At 66.4% G+C, this 18,878-nt stretch carries 20 protein-coding genes and 1 pseudogene; 12 read left to right on the forward strand and 9 right to left on the reverse strand.

The window, feature by feature from the left end; genetic code table 11:
* Positions 1–67: 67 nt before the first annotated feature.
* Positions 68–415: pseudogene (locus VML93_RS27810) on the forward strand (phosphopantetheine-binding protein); the annotation flags it as partial.
* Positions 416–435: 20 nt separating this feature from the next.
* On the opposite strand, the gene VML93_RS27815 reads toward VML93_RS27810, so the two are convergent.
* From VML93_RS27815 to VML93_RS27825, 3 genes are read right to left on the reverse strand one after another with little or no spacing between them, the layout of a single operon-like run.
* Positions 436–1,107 carry an isoprenylcysteine carboxylmethyltransferase family protein gene (locus VML93_RS27815; RefSeq protein ID WP_325615476.1) on the reverse strand — a complete coding sequence of 224 codons (672 nt, stop codon included), beginning with the start codon at positions 1,105–1,107 and terminating at the stop codon, positions 436–438.
* A 40-nt stretch (positions 1,108–1,147) separates the two neighbouring features.
* A complete protein-coding gene (locus VML93_RS27820) occupies positions 1,148–1,960 on the reverse strand; it encodes a tyrosine-protein phosphatase (RefSeq protein ID WP_325615477.1) in 813 nt (270 codons plus the stop codon).
* A gap of 1 nt (position 1,961) precedes the next feature.
* On the reverse strand, positions 1,962–3,173 hold the full coding sequence (locus VML93_RS27825) for an acyl-CoA dehydrogenase family protein (RefSeq protein WP_325615495.1): 1,212 nt from the start codon (positions 3,171–3,173) through the stop codon (positions 1,962–1,964).
* A 133-nt stretch (positions 3,174–3,306) separates the two neighbouring features.
* Between VML93_RS27825 and VML93_RS27830 the strand changes: the two genes are divergently transcribed.
* From VML93_RS27830 to VML93_RS27845, 4 genes are all read left to right on the forward strand, one after another.
* Complete coding sequence (locus tag VML93_RS27830; RefSeq protein WP_325615478.1) at positions 3,307–3,768, forward strand: nuclear transport factor 2 family protein; 462 nt, start codon at positions 3,307–3,309, stop codon at positions 3,766–3,768.
* Positions 3,769–3,870: 102 nt separating this feature from the next.
* Positions 3,871–5,031, forward strand: a complete 1,161-nt coding sequence (locus tag VML93_RS27835) for a Re/Si-specific NAD(P)(+) transhydrogenase subunit alpha (protein WP_325615479.1) — start codon at positions 3,871–3,873, stop codon at positions 5,029–5,031.
* Positions 5,032–5,042: 11 nt separating this feature from the next.
* Entirely contained in the window at positions 5,043–5,378 is a 336-nt protein-coding gene (locus tag VML93_RS27840; RefSeq protein ID WP_325615480.1) for an NAD(P) transhydrogenase subunit alpha, read from the forward strand.
* Positions 5,375–6,817, forward strand: a complete 1,443-nt coding sequence (locus tag VML93_RS27845; protein ID WP_325615481.1) for an NAD(P)(+) transhydrogenase (Re/Si-specific) subunit beta — start codon at positions 5,375–5,377, stop codon at positions 6,815–6,817. Before VML93_RS27840 ends, VML93_RS27845 begins: the two co-directional genes overlap by 4 nt.
* Positions 6,818–6,886: 69 nt before the next feature.
* Here the strand turns inward: VML93_RS27845 and VML93_RS27850 are convergent, their stop codons facing one another.
* Complete coding sequence (locus tag VML93_RS27850) at positions 6,887–7,015, reverse strand: hypothetical protein (RefSeq protein ID WP_325615482.1); 129 nt, start codon at positions 7,013–7,015, stop codon at positions 6,887–6,889.
* Between the two features lie 218 nt (positions 7,016–7,233).
* On the opposite strand from VML93_RS27850, the gene VML93_RS27855 reads away from it, so the two are divergent.
* The gene (locus VML93_RS27855) at positions 7,234–7,857 is read left to right on the forward strand and encodes a TetR/AcrR family transcriptional regulator (protein WP_325615483.1); all 624 of its coding nucleotides are present in this window, start codon (positions 7,234–7,236) and stop codon (positions 7,855–7,857) included.
* Between the two features lie 4 nt (positions 7,858–7,861).
* On the opposite strand, the gene VML93_RS27860 is transcribed toward VML93_RS27855, so the two are convergent.
* Both VML93_RS27860 and VML93_RS27865 read right to left on the reverse strand, forming a co-directional pair.
* Positions 7,862–9,382 (reverse strand): PE-PPE domain-containing protein, encoded by a 1,521-nt coding sequence (locus VML93_RS27860; protein ID WP_325615484.1) that lies wholly within the window; start codon positions 9,380–9,382, stop codon positions 7,862–7,864.
* A gap of 120 nt (positions 9,383–9,502) precedes the next feature.
* Positions 9,503–10,411 (reverse strand): alpha/beta hydrolase, encoded by a 909-nt coding sequence (locus VML93_RS27865; protein ID WP_325615485.1) that lies wholly within the window; start codon positions 10,409–10,411, stop codon positions 9,503–9,505.
* Positions 10,412–10,532: 121 nt separating this feature from the next.
* On the opposite strand from VML93_RS27865, the gene VML93_RS27870 reads away from it, so the two are divergent.
* The 3 genes from VML93_RS27870 (at position 10,533) to VML93_RS27880 (ending at position 13,835) form a co-directional block, all read left to right on the forward strand.
* On the forward strand, positions 10,533–11,630 hold the full coding sequence (locus VML93_RS27870; protein WP_325615486.1) for a diacylglycerol kinase: 1,098 nt from the start codon (positions 10,533–10,535) through the stop codon (positions 11,628–11,630).
* 36 nt (positions 11,631–11,666) lie between these two features.
* A complete protein-coding gene (locus tag VML93_RS27875) occupies positions 11,667–12,407 on the forward strand; it encodes a glucose 1-dehydrogenase (RefSeq protein WP_325615487.1) in 741 nt (246 codons plus the stop codon).
* A gap of 87 nt (positions 12,408–12,494) precedes the next feature.
* Positions 12,495–13,835, forward strand: a complete 1,341-nt coding sequence (locus VML93_RS27880) for an FAD-binding oxidoreductase (RefSeq protein WP_325615488.1) — start codon at positions 12,495–12,497, stop codon at positions 13,833–13,835.
* A 4-nt stretch (positions 13,836–13,839) separates the two neighbouring features.
* On the opposite strand, the gene VML93_RS27885 is transcribed toward VML93_RS27880, so the two are convergent.
* Genes VML93_RS27885 through VML93_RS27895 form a run of 3 tightly spaced genes read right to left on the reverse strand, consistent with a single transcriptional unit; the run spans position 13,840 to position 16,084 of the window.
* Positions 13,840–14,388 carry a TetR/AcrR family transcriptional regulator gene (locus tag VML93_RS27885; RefSeq protein ID WP_325615489.1) on the reverse strand — a complete coding sequence of 183 codons (549 nt, stop codon included), beginning with the start codon at positions 14,386–14,388 and terminating at the stop codon, positions 13,840–13,842.
* A gap of 34 nt (positions 14,389–14,422) precedes the next feature.
* A complete protein-coding gene (locus VML93_RS27890; RefSeq protein ID WP_325615490.1) occupies positions 14,423–15,256 on the reverse strand; it encodes a thioesterase family protein in 834 nt (277 codons plus the stop codon).
* Positions 15,257–15,274: 18 nt separating this feature from the next.
* Entirely contained in the window at positions 15,275–16,084 is an 810-nt protein-coding gene (locus VML93_RS27895; RefSeq protein WP_325615491.1) for an SMP-30/gluconolactonase/LRE family protein, read from the reverse strand.
* Between the two features lie 174 nt (positions 16,085–16,258).
* Between VML93_RS27895 and VML93_RS27900 the strand changes: the two genes are divergently transcribed.
* The 3 genes from VML93_RS27900 to VML93_RS27910 all read left to right on the forward strand — a co-directional run.
* Positions 16,259–17,140, forward strand: a complete 882-nt coding sequence (locus VML93_RS27900; protein ID WP_325615492.1) for an acyl-CoA thioesterase — start codon at positions 16,259–16,261, stop codon at positions 17,138–17,140.
* 15 nt (positions 17,141–17,155) lie between these two features.
* Positions 17,156–18,076, forward strand: a complete 921-nt coding sequence (locus tag VML93_RS27905; RefSeq protein WP_325615493.1) for an LLM class F420-dependent oxidoreductase — start codon at positions 17,156–17,158, stop codon at positions 18,074–18,076.
* Positions 18,077–18,878, forward strand: an 802-nt coding sequence (locus VML93_RS27910; RefSeq protein ID WP_325615494.1) for an acyl-CoA dehydrogenase family protein, incomplete at its 3' end; no start/stop codon positions are given.

Consider the following 18,878-nt stretch of genomic DNA (forward strand, 5'->3'; position numbering starts at 1 on the left):
GCTGGCTGCCGGCGGGCATGCCCGGCGGGATGGGTGGGGCAGCCGACCGCCGTTGACCCGGCCGGCGACCACCGTGGCGTCGGCACCCGAATGCCACGTCCCGGATGCCGACAATCGCGGCCCGGCTTCCCTGGTCGAGCGGATCCTCGCCGGCATCTACGCCCAAGTGCTGGGTGTAGACCGCGTCGGGGTCGATGAGTCGTTTTTTGACCTGGGTGGCGATTCGCTTTCCGCGATGCGCGCGATCGCGGCGATCAATGCCGCCCTGGACAGCCGCCTTGCGGTGCCCGCCCTATTCGACTCGCCGACCGTCAGCAGCTTGAGCCGGCAGTTGGGGACACGCGCCGGCTCGGCGGACGAAATTCGCGCCGCGAGCGCAGACGGCGATCTGGAAGACCACGGCAACCCGGGCTAATCAGATGGGTCTGGCGGCCCTCACCACATGTGTGGCACCAGGCGATAGCGAACCTTCCGCGTGTACTGGCGGTATCCGTCCAATTGTTCCTGCAGGAGCTTTTCCTCGTCGTGGATGCGCCAGACGAGCACGATCAGGCCAGGTATGACGAAGACGATTCCCCAATAGGAACCGAGCGCAAGGGGGATGCCGTTCAACAGGATCACATTGCCCGCGTACATCGGGTGCCGCACCAGCCCGTAGAGGCCGGTGGACACGACGTGTTGACCTGTCTCGACTCGGACGGTTGCGGCTGCGTAACTGTTCTGAACGATTACCAGCATCGCCACACCAAGTCCGATGGCCACCAGAAAATCTCCAACCAGGCAGACTGCCGTGGGTACCAGCGACCAGCCAAAGCGATTGTCGAGGGCGCTGACCACGACCATTGCCGCCAACGACAGCCAAACGCCGCCCATGACGACCTTCTGCACCAACCGGGTCTCCGCGGCCGGTCCCCCGCGCATCCGCCGTTGCAGCGCCTCGGGATTCGTACGCAGCAAGTAGATCCCGGGAATCCACGTCGACAGCGTCACCGCCAGAAAGACCCATGCTTGCCAGTAATTCAACGTGCCGGCCAGCAAAAACAGCACCAAACCAAATGCGACTGCCTGTACCAGCGCAGAGACCAACATTTTGGAAATGGCTGTCACGGACCCTCCTTACCGGTTCGTCGGTACCGTTCGGTGAAGCTCAGCCGAGCAAGGCGCCGCGCAGCCGGTCCACGTCGGCCGCGGTGATGCCGGCGTCGCGCAGGTAGTTCTCCAGCGATCCGAAGGTCTGATCGATCGTTTCTCGCGCGGCGATCAGGTACTCCGCCCGGACCCCGAGGACCTCGTCGGACAGCCGGGCCTCGGTGAAGGTCACCACCTCGGGCGTCAATTCCACGTCGCCACGTTGTTGGATCATCTCGGTGATCCGGCTGCGCAACTGCGGTGCGGCGGCATTGCTGCGCAGGTAGTCGGCGACGATGGTGTCGCGATCCAGACCGATGGTCTCCAGCACTGTGGCGACCACGAAGCCGGTGCGATCCTTGCCCGCGAAACAGTGCGTCAGCACCGGCCGTCCGGCGGCCAGCAGCGTGATGACGCGATGCAACGCGCGCTGTGCCCCGTTGCGGGTCGGAAATTGTCGGTATTCGTCGATCATGTAGCGGGCCGCGGAGTCGGCGAGGGATTCACCTTCGGGGCTCTCGGTCAGCAGCTTCTGGAATGCGTGCTCGTGCGGCGCGTCGCCGTCCGTGGACTCCTCGTCGTCGCCGAGATCGGGAAACGGCAGCAGGTGGACGTCGATGCTCTCGGGAACCCGCCCGGGACCCCGGCGGGCGACCTCCCGGGACGCGCGCAGGTCGGCGACGTCGGTGATGCCCAGCTGGCGCAGTGCCGCCCGGCCGTCGTCGTCGAGGCGACTCAGCTCGCTGGACCTGAACAGCCGTCCGGGCCGCAGCGCCGTCGCACCGTCGGCGACGTCACGAAAATTCCACGCGCCCGACAGTTCTGGGGCCATCTCAGGTGACCGCCGCCGCGAATGCTGATTTCTCGCGTCCCAACTCGGCGCGCGAGATGGATCGCATGTGGACCTCGTCGGGACCGTCGAACAGACGCATGGCCCGATGCCAGCCGTACATTCGGGCCAGCGGTGTGTCCTCGCTGACTCCGGCGGCGCCGTGTACCTGGATGGCGCGGTCGATGACGTTGCAGGCCACCTGCGGCGCCACCGCCTTGATCTGCGAGACCAGCAGATGCGCGGCCCTGTTGCCCTGCTGGTCGATGGTCCACGCCGCCTTCTCGCACAGCAGCCTGGCCTGGTCGATTTCGTTGCGGGACTTGGCGATTGCTTCTCGGACGACGCCCTGCTCGGCCAGCGGGCGACCGAATGCGACGCGGTTCTGGGCGCGGTTGACCATCAGTGCCAGTGCGCGTTCGGCGCCGCCGAGGGCACGCATGCAGTGGTGGATGCGGCCCGGTCCCAGCCGGGCCTGGGCGATCGCGAAGCCGGCGCCCTCTTCGCCCAGCAGGTTGCTGACCGGCACCCGGACGTTGTCGTAGCTGATCTCGCAGTGTCCGGGCTGGTCCTGGTATCCGAAGACCGTCGTCGAGCGGACGACCGTCACGCCCGGCGTACCGATCGGCACCAGGACCATCGACTGCTGTTGGTGCGACGCCGCGTCGGGGTTGGTGCGCCCCATCACGATCAGAATCTTGCAGCGCGGGTCGGCTGCTCCCGAGGTCCACCATTTGCGGCCGTTGATCACGTAGTCGCCGCCGTCGCGCGCGATCGAGGTCTCGATGTTGCGGGCGTCGCTGCTGGCGACCGCCGGCTCGGTCATCGAAAAGGCGCTGCGGATCTCCCCGTTGAGCAACGGCTCCAACCACTGCTTGCGCTGTTCCTCGGTGGCGAACAGGTGCAGGGTCTCCATGTTGCCGGTGTCCGGTGCCGCGCAGTTGAGCGCCTCGGGTGCGAGCTCGAGGCTCCAGCCGGTCAGCTCGGCGAGCGGCGCGTAGTCCAGGTTGGTCAGGCCTGATTCCGCCGGGAGGAACAGGTTCCACAGGTCGCGCTCTTTGGCCTTGGCCTTGAGTTCCTCGATGATCGGAGGCACCGTGTGGTCGTTCGGCCCGGCCTCGTCGCGGTAGTTGTCGTAGTCGGCCTCGGCCGGAAAGACGAACTCGGTCATGAAGTCGGACAGCCGCTTGTGGTAGTCGATTGCCTTGGCCGACATCGCGAAGTCCATATCAGCCACGATAGGACACGCGGGTTCTGGGGCAAGACCCGCTGGCGAGCAGACGCAGAATCGCATGCGAGAGCGCGGATTTGTGCGATTCTGTGTCTGCTCGCGGTGAAAGATTAGGGTCATGACCGAGTCCAAGCCCCCATTTCCGCCGTTCACCCTCGACACTGCCCTGCGGAAAGTCCAGGCCGCGGAGGATGCCTGGAACACCTGCGATCCCGAGCGCGTCAGCCTGGCCTACACGATCGACTCGCAGTGGCGAAACCGCGACGAACACATCGTCGGCCGGCAGGAAATCGTCGCTTTCCTGACCCGCAAATGGCGGCGCGAACTCGACTACTCGCTGCGCAAGGGCTTGTGGAGCTTCCACGACAACCGCATCGCGGTGCGCTTCCAATACGAGTGCCATGACCAGGACGGCCAGTGGTATCGCAGCTACGGCAACGAACTGTGGGAATTCGACGCGCAGGGGTTGATGGCGCGCCGCGAAGCCAGCATCAACGACGTGCCGATCGACGAATCCGAGCGGCGCCACTTCGGTCCCCGCCCGGCGTCCGAGCACGGCCAGGACTTCCCACTCTGGTAGCGGCGGCTAGCCTCGCCGGGCGGCCAGGCTAGGGTGTTCTCGCCAATGAGGTGTATTAGCAGGGACAGCAACTCCAGAAACAAATGAGCGAGGATATGCGCCATGACAGATGCGCAAACGGTGCTGGTTAAGGTTGGCGTGGTTGCCGAATCCGGAGCCGACGAGCGGCGTGTTGCGCTGGTTCCCAAAGCGGTCGCGTCACTCGTGAACACTGGAGTGGCGGTCGTTGTCGAGGCCGGTGCCGGTGAGCGCGCGCTGCTTCCCGACGAGCTCTACACCGAGGCCGGCGCCAGCATCGGCGACGCCTGGGCCGCCGACATCGTCGTCAAGGTCGCCCCGCCGACCCCAGCCGAGGTGAGCAAGCTGCACAGCGGGCAAACGCTGATCGGCTTCCTGGCGCCCCGCAATGCCGAGAACTCGATCGGGGCGCTCAAGCAAGCCGGGGTACAGGCGTTCGCGCTCGAGGCCATCCCGCGTATCTCGCGGGCGCAGGCCATGGACGCCTTGTCGTCGCAGGGCAACGTGTCCGGTTACAAGGCTGTGCTGCTCGCCGCCTCGGAGTCGACCCGGTTCTTCCCGATGCTCACCACGGCGGCGGGAACGGTGAAGCCGGCCACCGTGCTGGTGCTGGGCGTCGGCGTGGCCGGGCTGCAGGCACTGGCCACGGCCAAACGGCTGGGCGCGCGCACCACCGGCTACGACGTCCGTCCCGAGGTGGCCGACCAGGTGCGTTCGGTGGGCGCGCAATGGCTGGACGTCGGGATCGAGGCTGCCGGTGAGGGCGGGTACGCCCGTGAGCTCACCGAGGACGAACGCGCACAGCAGCAGAAAGCGCTGGAAGACGCGATCGCCGGATTCGACGTGGTGATCACGACCGCGCTGGTCCCGGGCCGCCCGGCGCCGCGGCTGGTGACCGCCGCGGCCGTGCAGGCGATGAAGCCGGGCAGCGTGGTGGTGGACCTGGCCGGGGAGACCGGCGGCAACTGCGAGCTCACCGAGCCTGGGCAGACCGTGGTCAAGCACGACGTCACCATCGCTTCGCCGCTGAACCTGCCCGCGACGATGCCCGAGCACGCCAGCGAGCTCTACAGCAAAAACATCACGGCCCTGCTGGATTTGATGATCAAGGACGGCCAGCTGGCCCCGGACTTCGACGACGAGGTCATCGCGGAGTCGTGTGTGACGCGCGCCGGCGACGATGCAGAGCGCAGCGATGCTGAGGAGCGGCGCCAGTCGAGCCGCGACGCCGGAAAGGACGAATGACGATGCACGGCATGTATGACGAACTGCTGTCCAACCTGGCGATCCTGGTGCTGTCCGGGTTCGTCGGGTTCGCGGTGATCTCGAAGGTGCCCAACACGCTGCACACCCCGCTGATGTCGGGGACCAACGCCATCCACGGGATCGTGTTGATCGGTGCGCTGGTGGTGTTCGGTGAGGTGAAGGATCCGCCGGTCGCGGTGCAGATCATCCTCTTCGTCGCGGTGGTGTTCGGAACGCTGAACGTCATCGGTGGCTTCATCGTCACCGACCGGATGCTGGGCATGTTCAAGGGCAAAAAGAAGGCCCCGGCCATCGAGGCCGCCAAGACGGACGAGGTCGCCAAATGAACGCTCAACAGCTCGACTATCTGGTGATCGGCCTCTACGTCGTCTCCTTCGCGATGTTCATCTACGGCCTGATGGGCCTGACCGGGCCCAAGACCGCGGTGCGCGGCAACCTGATTGCCGCGGCCGGCATGGCGCTGGCGGTGACGGCGACCCTGATCAAGATCCGCGACACCCACCAGTGGCCGCTGATCATCGGCGGCCTGGTGCTCGGCGTCCTGCTCGGCGTCCCGCCGGCCCGCTGGACCAAGATGACCGCGATGCCGCAGCTGGTGGCGTTCTTCAACGGCGTCGGCGGCGGCACGGTCGCGCTGATCGCGCTCGCAGAGTTCATGGAGACCGACGGCTTTTCGGCGTTCCGGCACCACGAACAGCCGACCGTGCACATCGTGGTGGCGTCGTTGTTCGCCGCGATCATCGGGTCGATCTCGTTCTGGGGGTCGATCATCGCGTTCGGCAAGCTGCAGGAGATCCTGCCCGGCAAGCCGATCGGCCTTGGCAGGCTACAGCAGCCGGTCAACTTGCTGCTGCTGGTCGCGGCCATCGCCGCCGCAGTGGTGATCGGGGTGCACGCACAGCCCGGCAGTGGCGGGGCGTCGCTGTGGTGGATGATCGGGCTGCTGGCCGCCGCCGGCGTGCTGGGTCTGATGGTGGTGCTGCCGATCGGTGGTGCCGATATGCCGGTGGTCATCTCCATGCTGAACGCGATGACCGGGTTGTCGGCCGCGGCGGCCGGCCTGGCGCTGAACAACACGGCGATGATCGTGGCGGGCATGATCGTCGGCGCGTCGGGTTCGATCCTGACCAACCTGATGGCCAAGGCGATGAACCGCTCCATCCCGGCGATCGTCGCCGGTGGTTTCGGTGGCGTGGTCGCCAGCGCCGGCCCCGATGGTCAGGGCGGCGACAAGCATGTCAAGGCCACCTCGGCCGCGGATGCCGCGATTCAGATGGCCTACGCCAACCAGGTGATCGTGGTGCCGGGTTACGGCCTGGCCGTCGCGCAGGCCCAGCACGCCGTCAAGGACATGGCGTCGTTGCTGGAGGACAAGGGTGTGCCGGTGAAATACGCGATCCACCCGGTCGCCGGCCGGATGCCCGGGCACATGAACGTGCTGCTGGCCGAGGCCGAGGTCGACTACGACGCGATGAAGGACATGGACGACATCAACGACGAGTTCGGCCGCACCGACGTCGCGATCGTGATCGGCGCCAACGACGTCACCAACCCGGCGGCCCGCAACGACGCGTCCAGCCCGATCTACGGCATGCCGATCCTCAACGTGGACAAGGCCAAGTCGGTGATTGTGCTCAAGCGGTCGATGAACTCCGGATTCGCCGGAATCGACAACCCGCTCTTCTACGGAGACGGCACCACCATGCTGTTCGGTGATGCCAAGAAATCGGTATCCGAGGTGGCCGAGGAACTCAAAGCTCTATAAACCCGGAAGCGCTATAAAACCAGGACCGACGTCCATCGGGCGTCGGCCTGGTGCGTGCTGCTCAGATCGTCAGACGGGTGGGTACGCCGGCGGCGGGTATCCGTTGCCGTCTTCTACCCCGCGAAGCCCCCAGGTGAGATACCTGAAGAAGTACTCGATCTCGTCGCTCCCGTCATAGTCCGGATTCGGATCCATCAACCCACCTCTCCACACACAATCGACTCGCGACCAGTGGCGATCACGAGCGCGGCGCAGCCGGGCGAAGTGGGTCGCCACCATCAGGGTTAGTTCGTCTCCGAAGTCTAGTCCCATCCGTGTCGGTGCGACAGGCGCCGGGTGCATAAACTGTCCAACCAGTTGATTGGTAGCTTTTCTTATCCGGGCCTGCGCCCGGCACCGAGGACAGAGAGACAGAGATGCCATCCGAGAACGGGATGACGCGCCGCGAGGAGCTGTTGGCTGTTGCCACCAAGCTGTTCGCGGCCCGCGGCTATCACGGCACCCGGATGGACGATGTCGCCGACGTGATCGGGCTGAACAAGGCGACCGTCTACCACTACTACGCCAGCAAAGCGCTGATCCTGTTCGACATCTACCGGCAGGCCGCTGAGGGCACGCTGGCCGCCGTTCACGACGATCCGTCCTGGACCGCCCGCGAGGCGCTGTACCAGTACACCGTCCGGCTGCTCACCGGGATCGCGAGCAATCCGGAACGGGCCGCCGTGTACTTCCAGGAGCAGCCCTACATCACCGAGTGGTTCACCACCGAACAGGTCGCGGAGGTCCGCGAAAAGGAAGCTCAGGTCTACGAACACGTGCACGGCCTGATCGACCGCGGCATCGCCAGCGGCGAGTTCTACCCGTGCGACTCGCACGTCGTGGCGCTGGGCTACATCGGGATGACGCTGGGTAGCTACCGCTGGCTGCGGCCCAGTGGCCGGCGCACGGCCAAGGAGATCGCCGCCGAGTTCAGCACCGCGCTGCTGCGCGGGCTCATCCGCGACCCGTCGATCCGGGAGCAGTCCCCGCTGGGGCGCTAGCCGCTCAGAAGAAAGCCGGGATCAATTTCAGCCCCGCTCCAAGGGCGCCACTCGCCAGGGACAGCCCTGTGACGGGGGGCTGGTTCAGGAACGGGCCCAGGTTGATGTGCAGGTTCGGATCCGGCGACGGAAGCCAGGGATAGGCCTGCGGGAACCACTCCGGTCCCCAGAATCCCGCCTCGACGCCGATTTCCACCGCGGCCGCATACGGTCCCTGCACCGCACCCTTGGCCAGGTCAAGGGCGACGACCGGGTAATTGGGTATCGATGACCAAAGCAGCGAGGCAGGGGTGGCAACATCCGCGTAGCCGTGCGAGCCGTAGCCCAAATCGACGAGCACCCGCAGGTCAGGCTGGAAAATGTCGGCCATCGGGGGACCTGCGTAGGGGATCAGCCGGATCAGTTCGACCAACGGCAGATCCTGCGTCGGGATCATGTAGTACGTGGTGTTGCCGGTGTATCCCGGGGACGTCGGTAACTGCCAGGCGTTGGCAACCTGGTCCGGCGTGAGGAACGGGTACGTGTTGTGCACAAAGAAATAGCCGAGGAATGCGTTGAGGTCCGACACCCAGTTGAGCGGGTACTGCGGGAGGTCCGCGATGCCGTCGTACTGGGCGGTGTAGATCGCGGTCGGGTACGGCGAGTTCGGCGGAGTCGCACCGTTGAAATCGACGTTCAGGAACGGGATATAGAACCCGGGAAAGCGCGACAGGATTCCGCCATTGGGGTTGTTGGGGTCAGCGGCCAGCACGAAGGACAGGTCGTTTGCACTGGGCGCGCCGGGACCCATCGCCATCAGGTTCTTGATGACGTCGGTGGCCACTGTCGCGCTCTGCGAATAGCCGAAAACGGCCACGGTGTGGTGCTGATTGTTGACCTGATCCAGGATCGAGCCCTGCAGGTCCGTGACGCCCAGCGCTACGGACTTGCCGAAACTCAGGCCGCCCAGTTGGGGAGTGACCGGCCAGAACTGTTCGGGCGTGAATTGGGGCAGCGGATTGGCACCGGGGAAGAGCTGCTGGATGTAGCTGTTGTTGACGCTGCCGATGTAGATGGGGTCGGGGCCGGGGTTACCGGTGCCACCCATGATCAGCGCCACATCCGCCTGGCTGAGCGGAAGTAAAGCCCGCAGGGCCGCGCCGGTAGCTGCGCCGCCGGTCGGCGCCGTCCCCAACAGGGTCTGGATCGGCGAGCCCAGGATCGGTGAGCCCAGACTGCCCAGGGCGCTCGACACCGCGGCCGCGTTGGCGGCCTCGGCCTGCGCATAGGTGTTCCCGGCGGTGGCCAGCGCCTGGGTGAACTCACCGTGAAACGCCGCGGCTTGCCTGGAGAGAGCCTGGTAGTCCGCGCCGTACTGACCGAACACCTTCGCCACGGCGGCCGAGATGTCGTCTTGGGCCGCCGCCAACAAATCGCTGGTCGGACCCGCCGCGGCCGCATTGGCGGCGCCGATCGCCGAACCGATCTGTTCGATATCGGCGGCCGCCGAAACCAGTATCTCGGGGGCGGCGACGACGTTGTCCATGTCCCGGGCCTTCCTGACGACCAGGGTCCTTCCCGATGAGACGGCATTGACCCGTAACCGCCGGTATGAGGTATTTATCAGAGAGTAGAGCGGTCCCGTCTGGAAGTCAGCCCTTTTCGGCTAACGCAATCCGCCGCCGGACTTCAAGTGCTTGTCGAGGAACGCCAGCTGGTCGGCGACGACACGTTCGAATGCCTCGTCGACATAGATCGCGAAGTGCCCTTCGGGATACGTGTTGATCTCGCCGCGGGGCGCCTTGGCCGCGTAGCGCAGGGTGGGGCCGGCCGGCGCCACCGAGTCGGTTTCGCACACGCAGAACAGGATTGGGCAGGCGATCTTCGCGGCGCTGCGGCCCGGGCGGTAGGCGAGGACCTTGACCCCGATCCGCGCGGCTACCTCGTTACGCAGTACCACGCCGTCGGGCACCAGCCCCAGGTAGCCGGAGTACGCGTCGGGTGCGGTCATCAACGCGACCTCACCCGGCCTGCCCGCGGTCGGGATCATCAGTGGAGGCTTGCCCAGCCGGGCCCTGAGCATGTCGCGCAGCGCCGCCGCCGTCATGCGTACGGCGGTGAGCGGCTTGATGGCGCCGATGGAGGCGAAGCCGTCGGTGAACGGGCACTGCGCCACGGCGGCCGCGATCCCCGGCAGCCGGGCCGCCGACGCGATCACGTGTCCGCCGCTAAAAGAGGTGCCCCACAAGCCGATTCGGCTGTCGTCGATACCGTCGAGAGTGCGCGCGTAGGCGACGGCGGCGGCCCAGTCCGCCAGCTGCATGCCGATGTCGAGGAGTTGCCGCGGCTCACCTTCGCTGTCGCCGAAATGGCGGTAATCGAACACCAGGCATGCGTAACCGGCGGCGCTGAACCGTTCCGCGTAGACGTCCAGGCGCATGGTGCGCACCGCGCCCAGGCCGTGGGCCATCACCAGCAGGTGCACGTCCGCGTCGCCGGCGGTCGCGGGCCGGTACAGCCACGCGCTGATCCGGTCGTCACCGGATCTGAACTGGACATCCTCGCGGTGTGCCATCAGGGTTTCCAGTCTGCGCGCTCCGGCCGTGCGCGCCGTTAAGTCGAGCCGGGTAGAGCACCTGAAAAATTATGGACTAGCGTCTAGAAAAGTTTCAGCGTCACTAGGACGGAGGAGTCTGATGGCGATCCGCGTCGCTCATGTCGGCACCGGCAATGTCGGCGGGCTGGCTCTTGCCGAACTCATCACCAACCCGCAGTTCGAGCTGACCGGGGTGTGCGTATCGACGCCCGAGAAGGTGGGCAAGGACGCCGGAGAGCTGTGCGGAGTCGGCCTGGATACGCCCACGAGCACGGGTGTCGCGGCTGTGAACGACCTCGACGCCCTGTTGGCCACCAAGCCCGAGTGCGTCGTCTACTGCGCCATGGGTGACACCCGGTTGCCCGACGCGATGGCCGACATAATGCGCATCCTGGCCGCGGGCGTCAACGTGGTCGGGTCGTCGCCCGGACTGTTGCAGTACCCGTGGGGCGTTATGCCCGACAAGTACATCGGCCGAGTGGAAGACGTTGCACAGAAAGGTAATTCGAGCATCTTCATCACCGGTGTCGACCCGGGCTTCGCCAATGACCTGATCCCGTTCGCGCTCGCCGGAACCTGCCAGCGCATCGAGCAGGTGCGCTGCATGGAGATCCACGACTATGCGAGCTACGACGGCGCCGAGGTGATGCAGTACATGGGGTTCGCCCGGCCGATGGACGAGATTCCGATGCTGCTGCAACCGGGCGTGCTGAGCATCGCGTGGGGCACGGCGATCCGGCAGCTGGCGGCCGGCCTGGGCATCGAGGTCGACCAGATCACCGAGTCATACCAGCGCGAGCCGGCGCCCGAGGACTTCGACATCGCGGTGGGACACGTGGCCAAGGGCACCGTCGCGGTGCTGCAGTTCGAGATCAGCGGCATGGTCAGCGGCCACCCGGCCATCGTCATCGAGCACATCACCCGGCTGCGGCCCGACCTGCGGCCAGACTTGCGGCAACCCGCCGCCGGCAGCGGTTCGTACCGCGTCGAGATCGTCGGCGAGCCGTCGTATGCCGTCGACATCATTCCGAGCAGCCGTAAGGGCGACCACAACCACGCCGCGATCGCCGGCGCCGCCGGTCGCATCGTCAACGCCATCCCGGACGTGATCGCCGCGCCGCCGGGCATCAGGACCACACTCGATCTGCCATTGGTCACTGGCAAGGGGCTCTTCACACCAAGCCTGGTGACCACCTAAAACCGAAGGGAGCACTTAGTTGGAACAGGAGATGGCGTGGGACGGGTAGACGGCAAGGTTGCGCTGATCAGTGGCGGCGCCCAGGGGATGGGCGCAGCACACGCGCGGCTGTTGGTGGAGGAAGGCGCCAAGGTCGTGATCGGCGACATCCTCGACGACGAGGGAAAAGCGGTGGCCGCTGAGATCGGCGACTCCGCGCGCTACGTCCACCTCGACGTGACCCAACCCGACCAGTGGGACGCCGCGGTCGCGACGGCGGTCGGCGAATTCGGCAAGCTGAACGTGTTGGTCAACAACGCGGGTACCGTCGCGCTCGGGCAGCTGAAGAATTTCGATCTGGCCAAGTGGCAGAGGGTGATTGACGTCAACCTGACCGGCACCTTCCTGGGCATGCGGGTGGCCGTCGAGCCGATGATCGCGGCCGGCGGCGGCTCGATCATCAACGTGTCCTCGATCGAGGGCCTGCGCGGCGCGCCGGCCGTGCACCCGTACGTCGCATCGAAATGGGGGGTGCGCGGCCTGGCCAAGTCCGCGGCCCTGGAGTTGGCGCCGCACAACATCCGGGTGAACTCGATCCACCCCGGATTCATCCGCACCCCGATGACCGCACACCTGCCCGAGGACATGGTGACCATTCCGATGGGCCGCCCGGGCGAGTCGCGGGAGGTGGCGACGTTCGTCCTGTTCCTGGCCAGCGACGAGTCGTCCTATGCCACCGGCAGCGAGTTCGTGATGGACGGCGGCCTGATCACCGACGTGAATCACAAGGAGTTCTAAAGTCTCTTCGTCGCCGAACGTGCACTCAGGGCGAAAATCCGGCCGATTTTTCGCCCTCAGTGCACGTTCGGGTAGGGGGTGGTGCCGATGCTGCGCAGCCTGACGGGCATCGTCGGTGCGCATCACGTCGTCACCGATCCCGACGTGCTGGCCGGTCGCAGCGTCGACCACACCGGCCGCTACCGGGGGCGGGCCAGCGCGCTGGTACGGCCCGGCTCGGCCGACCAGGTCGCCGAGGTGCTGCGGGTGTGCCGCGACGCCGGGGCACACGTCACCGTCCAGGGCGGCCGCACGTCGCTGGTGGCCGGCACCGTTCCCGAACACGACGACGTGCTGCTGTCCACCGAACGGCTTTGCGCGGTAAGCGATGTCGACACCGTCGAGCGCCGGGTGACGGCCGGGGCCGGCGCCACGCTGGCGGCGGTGCAGCACGCCTCCGGTGTGGCCGGCCTGGTTTTCGGCGTGGACCTGGCGGCCCGTGACACCGCGACGATGGGCGGCATGGCCTCCACGAACGCGGGCGGGTTGCGCACCGTCCGCTACGGCAACATGGGCGAGCAGGTCGTCGGCCTGGACGTGGCCCTGCCTGACGGTTCGGTGCTGCGCCGGCACAGCCGGGTGCGTCGCGACAACACCGGCTACGACCTACCGGCGCTGTTCGTCGGAGCCGAAGGGACCCTCGGTGTCATCACCGCGCTGGATCTGCGGCTGCATCCCACCCCGTCGCACCGGGTGACGGCGGTCTGCGGGTTCGGCGACCTCGACGCCCTTGTCGACGCGGGCCGGACGTTCCGGGACGTGGACGGGATCGCGGCGCTGGAGTTGATCGACGGCCGGGCCGCCGCTTTGACCGGCGAGCATCTCGGGGTAGGTGCACCGGTCGAGGGCGACTGGATGTTGTTGGTGGAACTGGCCGCCGACCACGATCAGACCGACCGCCTCGCCGCCTTGCTCGACGGGGTGCGGCTGACCGGCGAACCCGCGGTCGGCGTGGATGTTGCTGCGCAGCAACGGCTGTGGCGCGTTCGCGAATCACTTGCCGAAGTGCTGGGGGTATACGGGCCGCCGCTGAAGTTCGACGTCTCGTTGCCCTTGTCGGCGATCAGCGAGTTCGCCAGGGTGGCAGTCGCTTTGGTCGGCGCGCAGGTTCCCGACGCGCTGCCGGTCCTGTTCGGTCACATCGGGGAGGGCAATCTGCACCTCAACGTGCTGCGCTGCGCGACCGACCGCGAGCCGGCACTCTATGCGGCGATGATGGACCTGATCGCACAGTGCGGCGGCAACGTCAGCTCCGAACACGGCGTCGGCAGCCGCAAACGCACCTACCTCGGAATGTCGCGGGAGCCCAACGATATTGCCGCGATGCGTGCGGTGAAGGCGGCCTTGGACCCGACTGGCTATCTGAATGCCGCGGTGTTGTTCGACTGATCGGTTAGCCGGTGTTCTTGATTCCGACGACGTGGCGCAACTGCGCCAGGAACTGGTCGGCGTCGTCGCTGCGAACGATGTAGTGCGAGATCGCGATCCGGATCACCGTCGCGGCTTTCACCGCGGCGTTGGGTCCGGGCAGCAGTCGTTGCAGGCCTTCGCGCATCTCCGGGATCACTCGCGAGACCTGACCGATGACGTGCTCGGGTTCGACGTCGACCATCCGCACACCCGAGTACGAGTACTGCCATTCGACGATGAAACGCAAAGCGGCATCGAGCCTTTCGACGCCCTTGAGCCCCGCCGTCGCCTTGGCCAGCCCGCTTTCGAAGCTCTGGCGCTCGTAGCGCGAAAACGCGGAGAGCAACTCCTCTTTGGAGGCGAACCAGCGGTACAACGTGGGCCGCGAAACTCCGGCCTGGGCCGCGACTTCCGACAGGCTCAGCTTCGTCTTCCCGCTGCGACCGAGTACCTCGGCGGTGGCGGCGAGGATCCGCTGCCGCGTCGAGGGGTCGGTGTCGCCGAAGTCTGTCACCTGGGCCGTCTGGCTCATAACTGAGACCCTAACCGCGTTTGGGGCAATGCGATCACTTTCCCGCCTCCGAGCGACTCGGGCGTCGCCGCACCAGCACCGCCTGCTGGATGGCGCCGATCGCGCCCTGCTCGTCGAACAGCGTGCCGACCGTCGTCCCGATGCCGTCCGGCCCGTAGCTGGTCTCCGCGCGAATGCCGATCCAGTCGCCGTCGGGGACCCGGAACACGTGCACCGCCAGATCGGTGTTGAGGAAGGTCCACTTGGTGATGTCCAGTTTGCTGCCGATGCCGTTGGCACAGTCGGCGACCGCGAACAGCCGCTCCAGCTGGGTCATCGCCTCGCCCTTGACAAGGTCGACCGTCGGCTTGATCCACGATTCACCGGGTCCTTCGCACAGCCGCTCGGTGAGCCACAGCCACTCCAGACTGTGTACGTAGTTGCGGTCCCACTTCCTGGCCTTCAGGTCGCGGGAGTGGGCCTCGGCCACCGGGCGGGGAGGCGGTGCCGCGGCATAAGCGACCGCGTCCGTGTCGAGCTGTTGCAACCGCCAGCCGCTGGCCCGGGCGACGGGGCGGGGCTGCCCGTCGGGGCCGAAGGCCAGCATCTCGGCGGTGACCAGTTCGATCTGCTTGCCGCCGCGTTCCAGCTTCGGACGGACCCACAGATCACCGTCGGCGGGCACCGGGCCCAACAAGTCGATGACCACCCGGCCGAGCCTGGTGTCGTCGCGCTGTTCGCAACGCTCCAGCGCCCGAACCAACAACGCCGACACCGGTGCGCCGTGCTGTATCGACGCCGACCAGGTGCCTCGGGCCAGGTCGGTGGCCCTGAACTTTTCGCCCGGCGGGTCGGTGTCGTCGATCAGCTCGTAATACGAGTCAGACATTCGTCTCCCTCTTCGTAGTTAGGGCAGGCCCGCGCCAGGGGTGGCTACCGTGACGGCGTCGAGCCGGGAGAGCCGGGTGCCAACCAGTCGTCGGGGATACGCGTCGGTGCTGGACAGCAGAAACAGTGTGCGGCGCTCGGGGCCGCCGAGCGTGCAGGCGATGGCGACCCGGTCACCCATGTCGATGCGATCGGTCACGGCGCCGCCCTCGACGACCCGCTCGAACTGGTGGGCCAGCGTCATCGATGTCCACACGCCCCCCTCGGCGTCGAGCGTGATGCCGTCGGGCGGGCCGTCGAGGCCGTCGGCGAAGACGCGGCGGTCGCTGAGTGCGCCGTCCGCGCTGATGGTGAACGCGGTCAGGCGCCGGCCGACGGATTCGGCGACGATCAGCGTCGAGCCGTCCGGCGTGATGACCATTCCGTTGGGGAACTCGAGGTCGTCGGCAACAACGGTGGCGCTGTTATCCGGGTCGAGGCACACTATGACGCCTTCGTTAAACGCCTGGGATCCGATGTAGGCGCGCCCGGCGTCGTCGACGACCATGTCGCCGAGATTGGCCGGCACCAGGTCGCTCAGATCGGCGATGGTGACCACGGTTTCGCCGTCGTAGCGCAATACCTGCCGGTCTTCGGTCGAGGCGATCAACAGTGAGCCGTCGGGCCGGAACCCCAGGCCCGACGGGGAGTGCCCGGGCAGCGGAAGCGTGGTCAACGAGCCGCGCAGGTCCGCGGTGTGCACGGCTTCGCCCAGCATGTCGGAGAACCACAGCAGTCCCTCGAACCAGCGTGGCCCTTCGCCGAAGCAGAACCCGTTGGCCAGGATCATCCGCTCACGCCTTCGGCGAATCTTCGGCATTACAAAACACGGCAGAAGTGTCACGCATATCGGGGGCCGCTGTCAACGCGGCGCCCCGCGGGGCCGGCGGCCGCCGCGAGCTTTACAAATCCTGCTCATAATGTCACGCTGAGCCTTTGGCTGCTAGTGAGAGGTGGCGCGGATTTGACCACGCAATCTGATCAGGCCCAATGGTCGGTCGAGGGTCTGCTTGATCTGTTCGACGTGCAGGCCGACGGGCCCGACCGGTTCACCGGCGACACCGGGATCGCCGGCCAGGATGACCGGCAGGTGGTCGAGGGTACCCAGGTGGTCGCGCAGGCGATTGTCGCTGCGGCGAAACGATTCCCGGACAAGTCGGTGCGATCGGCGCACGCGGTGTTCTCCCGGGCCGTGATGGTCGGGCCGCCGGTCGAGCTCGTCCTCGACGTGGTGGCCGAGGGTCGGTCCACCGCGACCGCGATCGTCGCCGTGCATCAGAACGGCCGCCGCTGCCTGAGCGTGACGGTGCTTGCCGACGTCCCGACCGACGACGTCATCCGCCACCACCTGTCGCGGCCTGACGTGGCTGCACCCGCCGACGCCAACGTTTTCGAGATGCCGATGATCGGGCGCGAACTGCGACTCGTCGACGTGGTGGACGTCAACAGTCCCGACGAGGTCGGTCCGCCGGAGCTCTACGCGTGGCTGCATTACGACCCGATCCCGGCGCGCGACGACCTGGCCAAGGCGCTCGTCGCCTACTTCACCGGTCACCTGGGGATCTCGACCACCATGCGCGCGCACCCCGGCATCGGGACCGCTCAGGCGCACCTGACCGTGTCCACCGCACCGATGACGATCTCGGTCGCCTTCCACGAACCGATGCGCTGGGACGGGTGGCTGCTCTACACCCACGAGAGCACTCAGGTCGGCGCGGGAATGTCCTACGTGCGCGGTGCGGTGCACGCCGAGGAGGGTGACCTGCTGGCGTCCTTTGCCCAGGAGTCGCTGATCCGTCCGCTGCGCACCAGCGACACCACGATCGACTCCAAGTCACGTTTCTGACGGCCCTAAACCACCATGCACTTCTCCATCACCCACCCGATGCACAGCCATCCGTACAACCCGGAGCTATTGAGCGGGGAGAGTATCGCCGCCGTGGCAGCGGCGGCCGAGGATGCGGGGTTTCACGGGTTCGGATTCACCGACCACCCGGCCCCATCCCAACGGTGGTTGGAAGCCGGGGGGCATGACGCCGTAGATCCTTTTGTCGCATTGGGTTTCGCCGCAGCCCGGACAACGCGGCTGCGGCTGATACCCAATATCGTCGTGCTGCCCTACCGAAACCCGTTCGTGGTGGCCAAATCCGGTGCCACGTTGGACCTGCTATCGGGCGGCCGATTCACTCTCGCCGTCGGCGTGGGTTACCTCAAGCGGGAATTCGCGGCGCTGGGTGTGAACTACGACGAGCGTGCCGAGTTGTTCGAGGAAGCGCTGCAGGTGATCCGCGCGGTATGGACCGGCGACGACATCTCGTTCGAGGGTAAGCATTTCAGCGCGCGTGGCATCACCGCGCACCCCCGCCCGATCAGTCAGCCGCACCCGCCGATATGGATCGGCGGGAATACGACCACGTCTCGTCAGCGGGTTGCGTTGTACGGCGACGGCTGGTGCCCGTTCCCCGCTCCGGCACAGCTGGCCCTGACCGCGGGTACCGCGGTCATAGACTCCACGCAGCGCCTCACGGAAGGCATCGAGGATCTGCGGCGTCGATGCGATGCGGCGGGCAGAGACTGGTCCGCTATCGATATCACCTTCACCAACTTCGAAGGGGGCAGCCCCGCGAGTGACGAGTTCGATGCTGATGCCTACTTGAGTGGCTTGAAAAATCTTGCAGCACTGGGTGTTACCTGGGTGCAGGTGGGCCTGCCGGGTGACAGCCTGGCGCATGCGCTGGACAGCATCGACCGCTTCCGGGCACTGGTCATCGATGTGATGTAAATGGACTTTTCCCAGGTCTCACTCTCAGCTGAGGACAAGGCATTTCGCGAGCAGACACAGGATTTGCTGGCCGCCGCAGTGACCGATGACGTGCTGCGCCGCGATCGCGAGACCGGCGAAAACTTCGATGAGGGTGTCCATTTGGCGTTGGGCGACGCTGGGTATCTGGCGGGTGATTGGACGCCGGAGACCGACGGCGGATTCAGTGCGGTTCGCCGGCGGATCTTTGAGCTCGAGATCGCCCGGGCTCATACACCCTGGTATCACTGGGGCACCACGGCCGCGGTCGCGCGCTTGGTGCAGCAATTCGCCGCGCCGGAACTCAGCAGCCAGGTGCTGCCGGGCGTGCTGTCCGGTCAGATCCGGCTGTGTCTGGGCTACACCGAGCCCGAGGGCGGCTCTGACGTGGCCACCTGCAAGACCCGTGCGGTGCGCGACGGCGACGGCTGGATCATTAACGGCTCCAAGATGTTCACTTCGAATGCCCATAACGCCCAGTACGTCTTTCTGCTCACCAACACCGACCCGCAAGGGCCGAAACACAAGAACCTGACCATGTTTCTGGTGCCCCTCGATTCACCGGGCATCGAGATCCAGCCGATCCGCACCTTAGACGGCGACCGCACCAACATCGTGTACTACAGCGAGGTACGTGTCGACGACCTTTACCGCATCGGAGAGGTGAACGGCGGCTGGACGGTGATGCGGTTCGCGCTGGACGCCGAGCACGGTCTGGTCGATCGGGAAGAGCATGGCTTGCAATATATTTCGGCGATGGCAGGCCACGGATTGGTGATGGCCG

The sequence above is a fragment of the Mycobacterium sp. genome (genome assembly GCF_035499775.1).
Taxonomy (GTDB): Bacteria; Actinomycetota; Actinomycetes; order Mycobacteriales; family Mycobacteriaceae; genus Mycobacterium.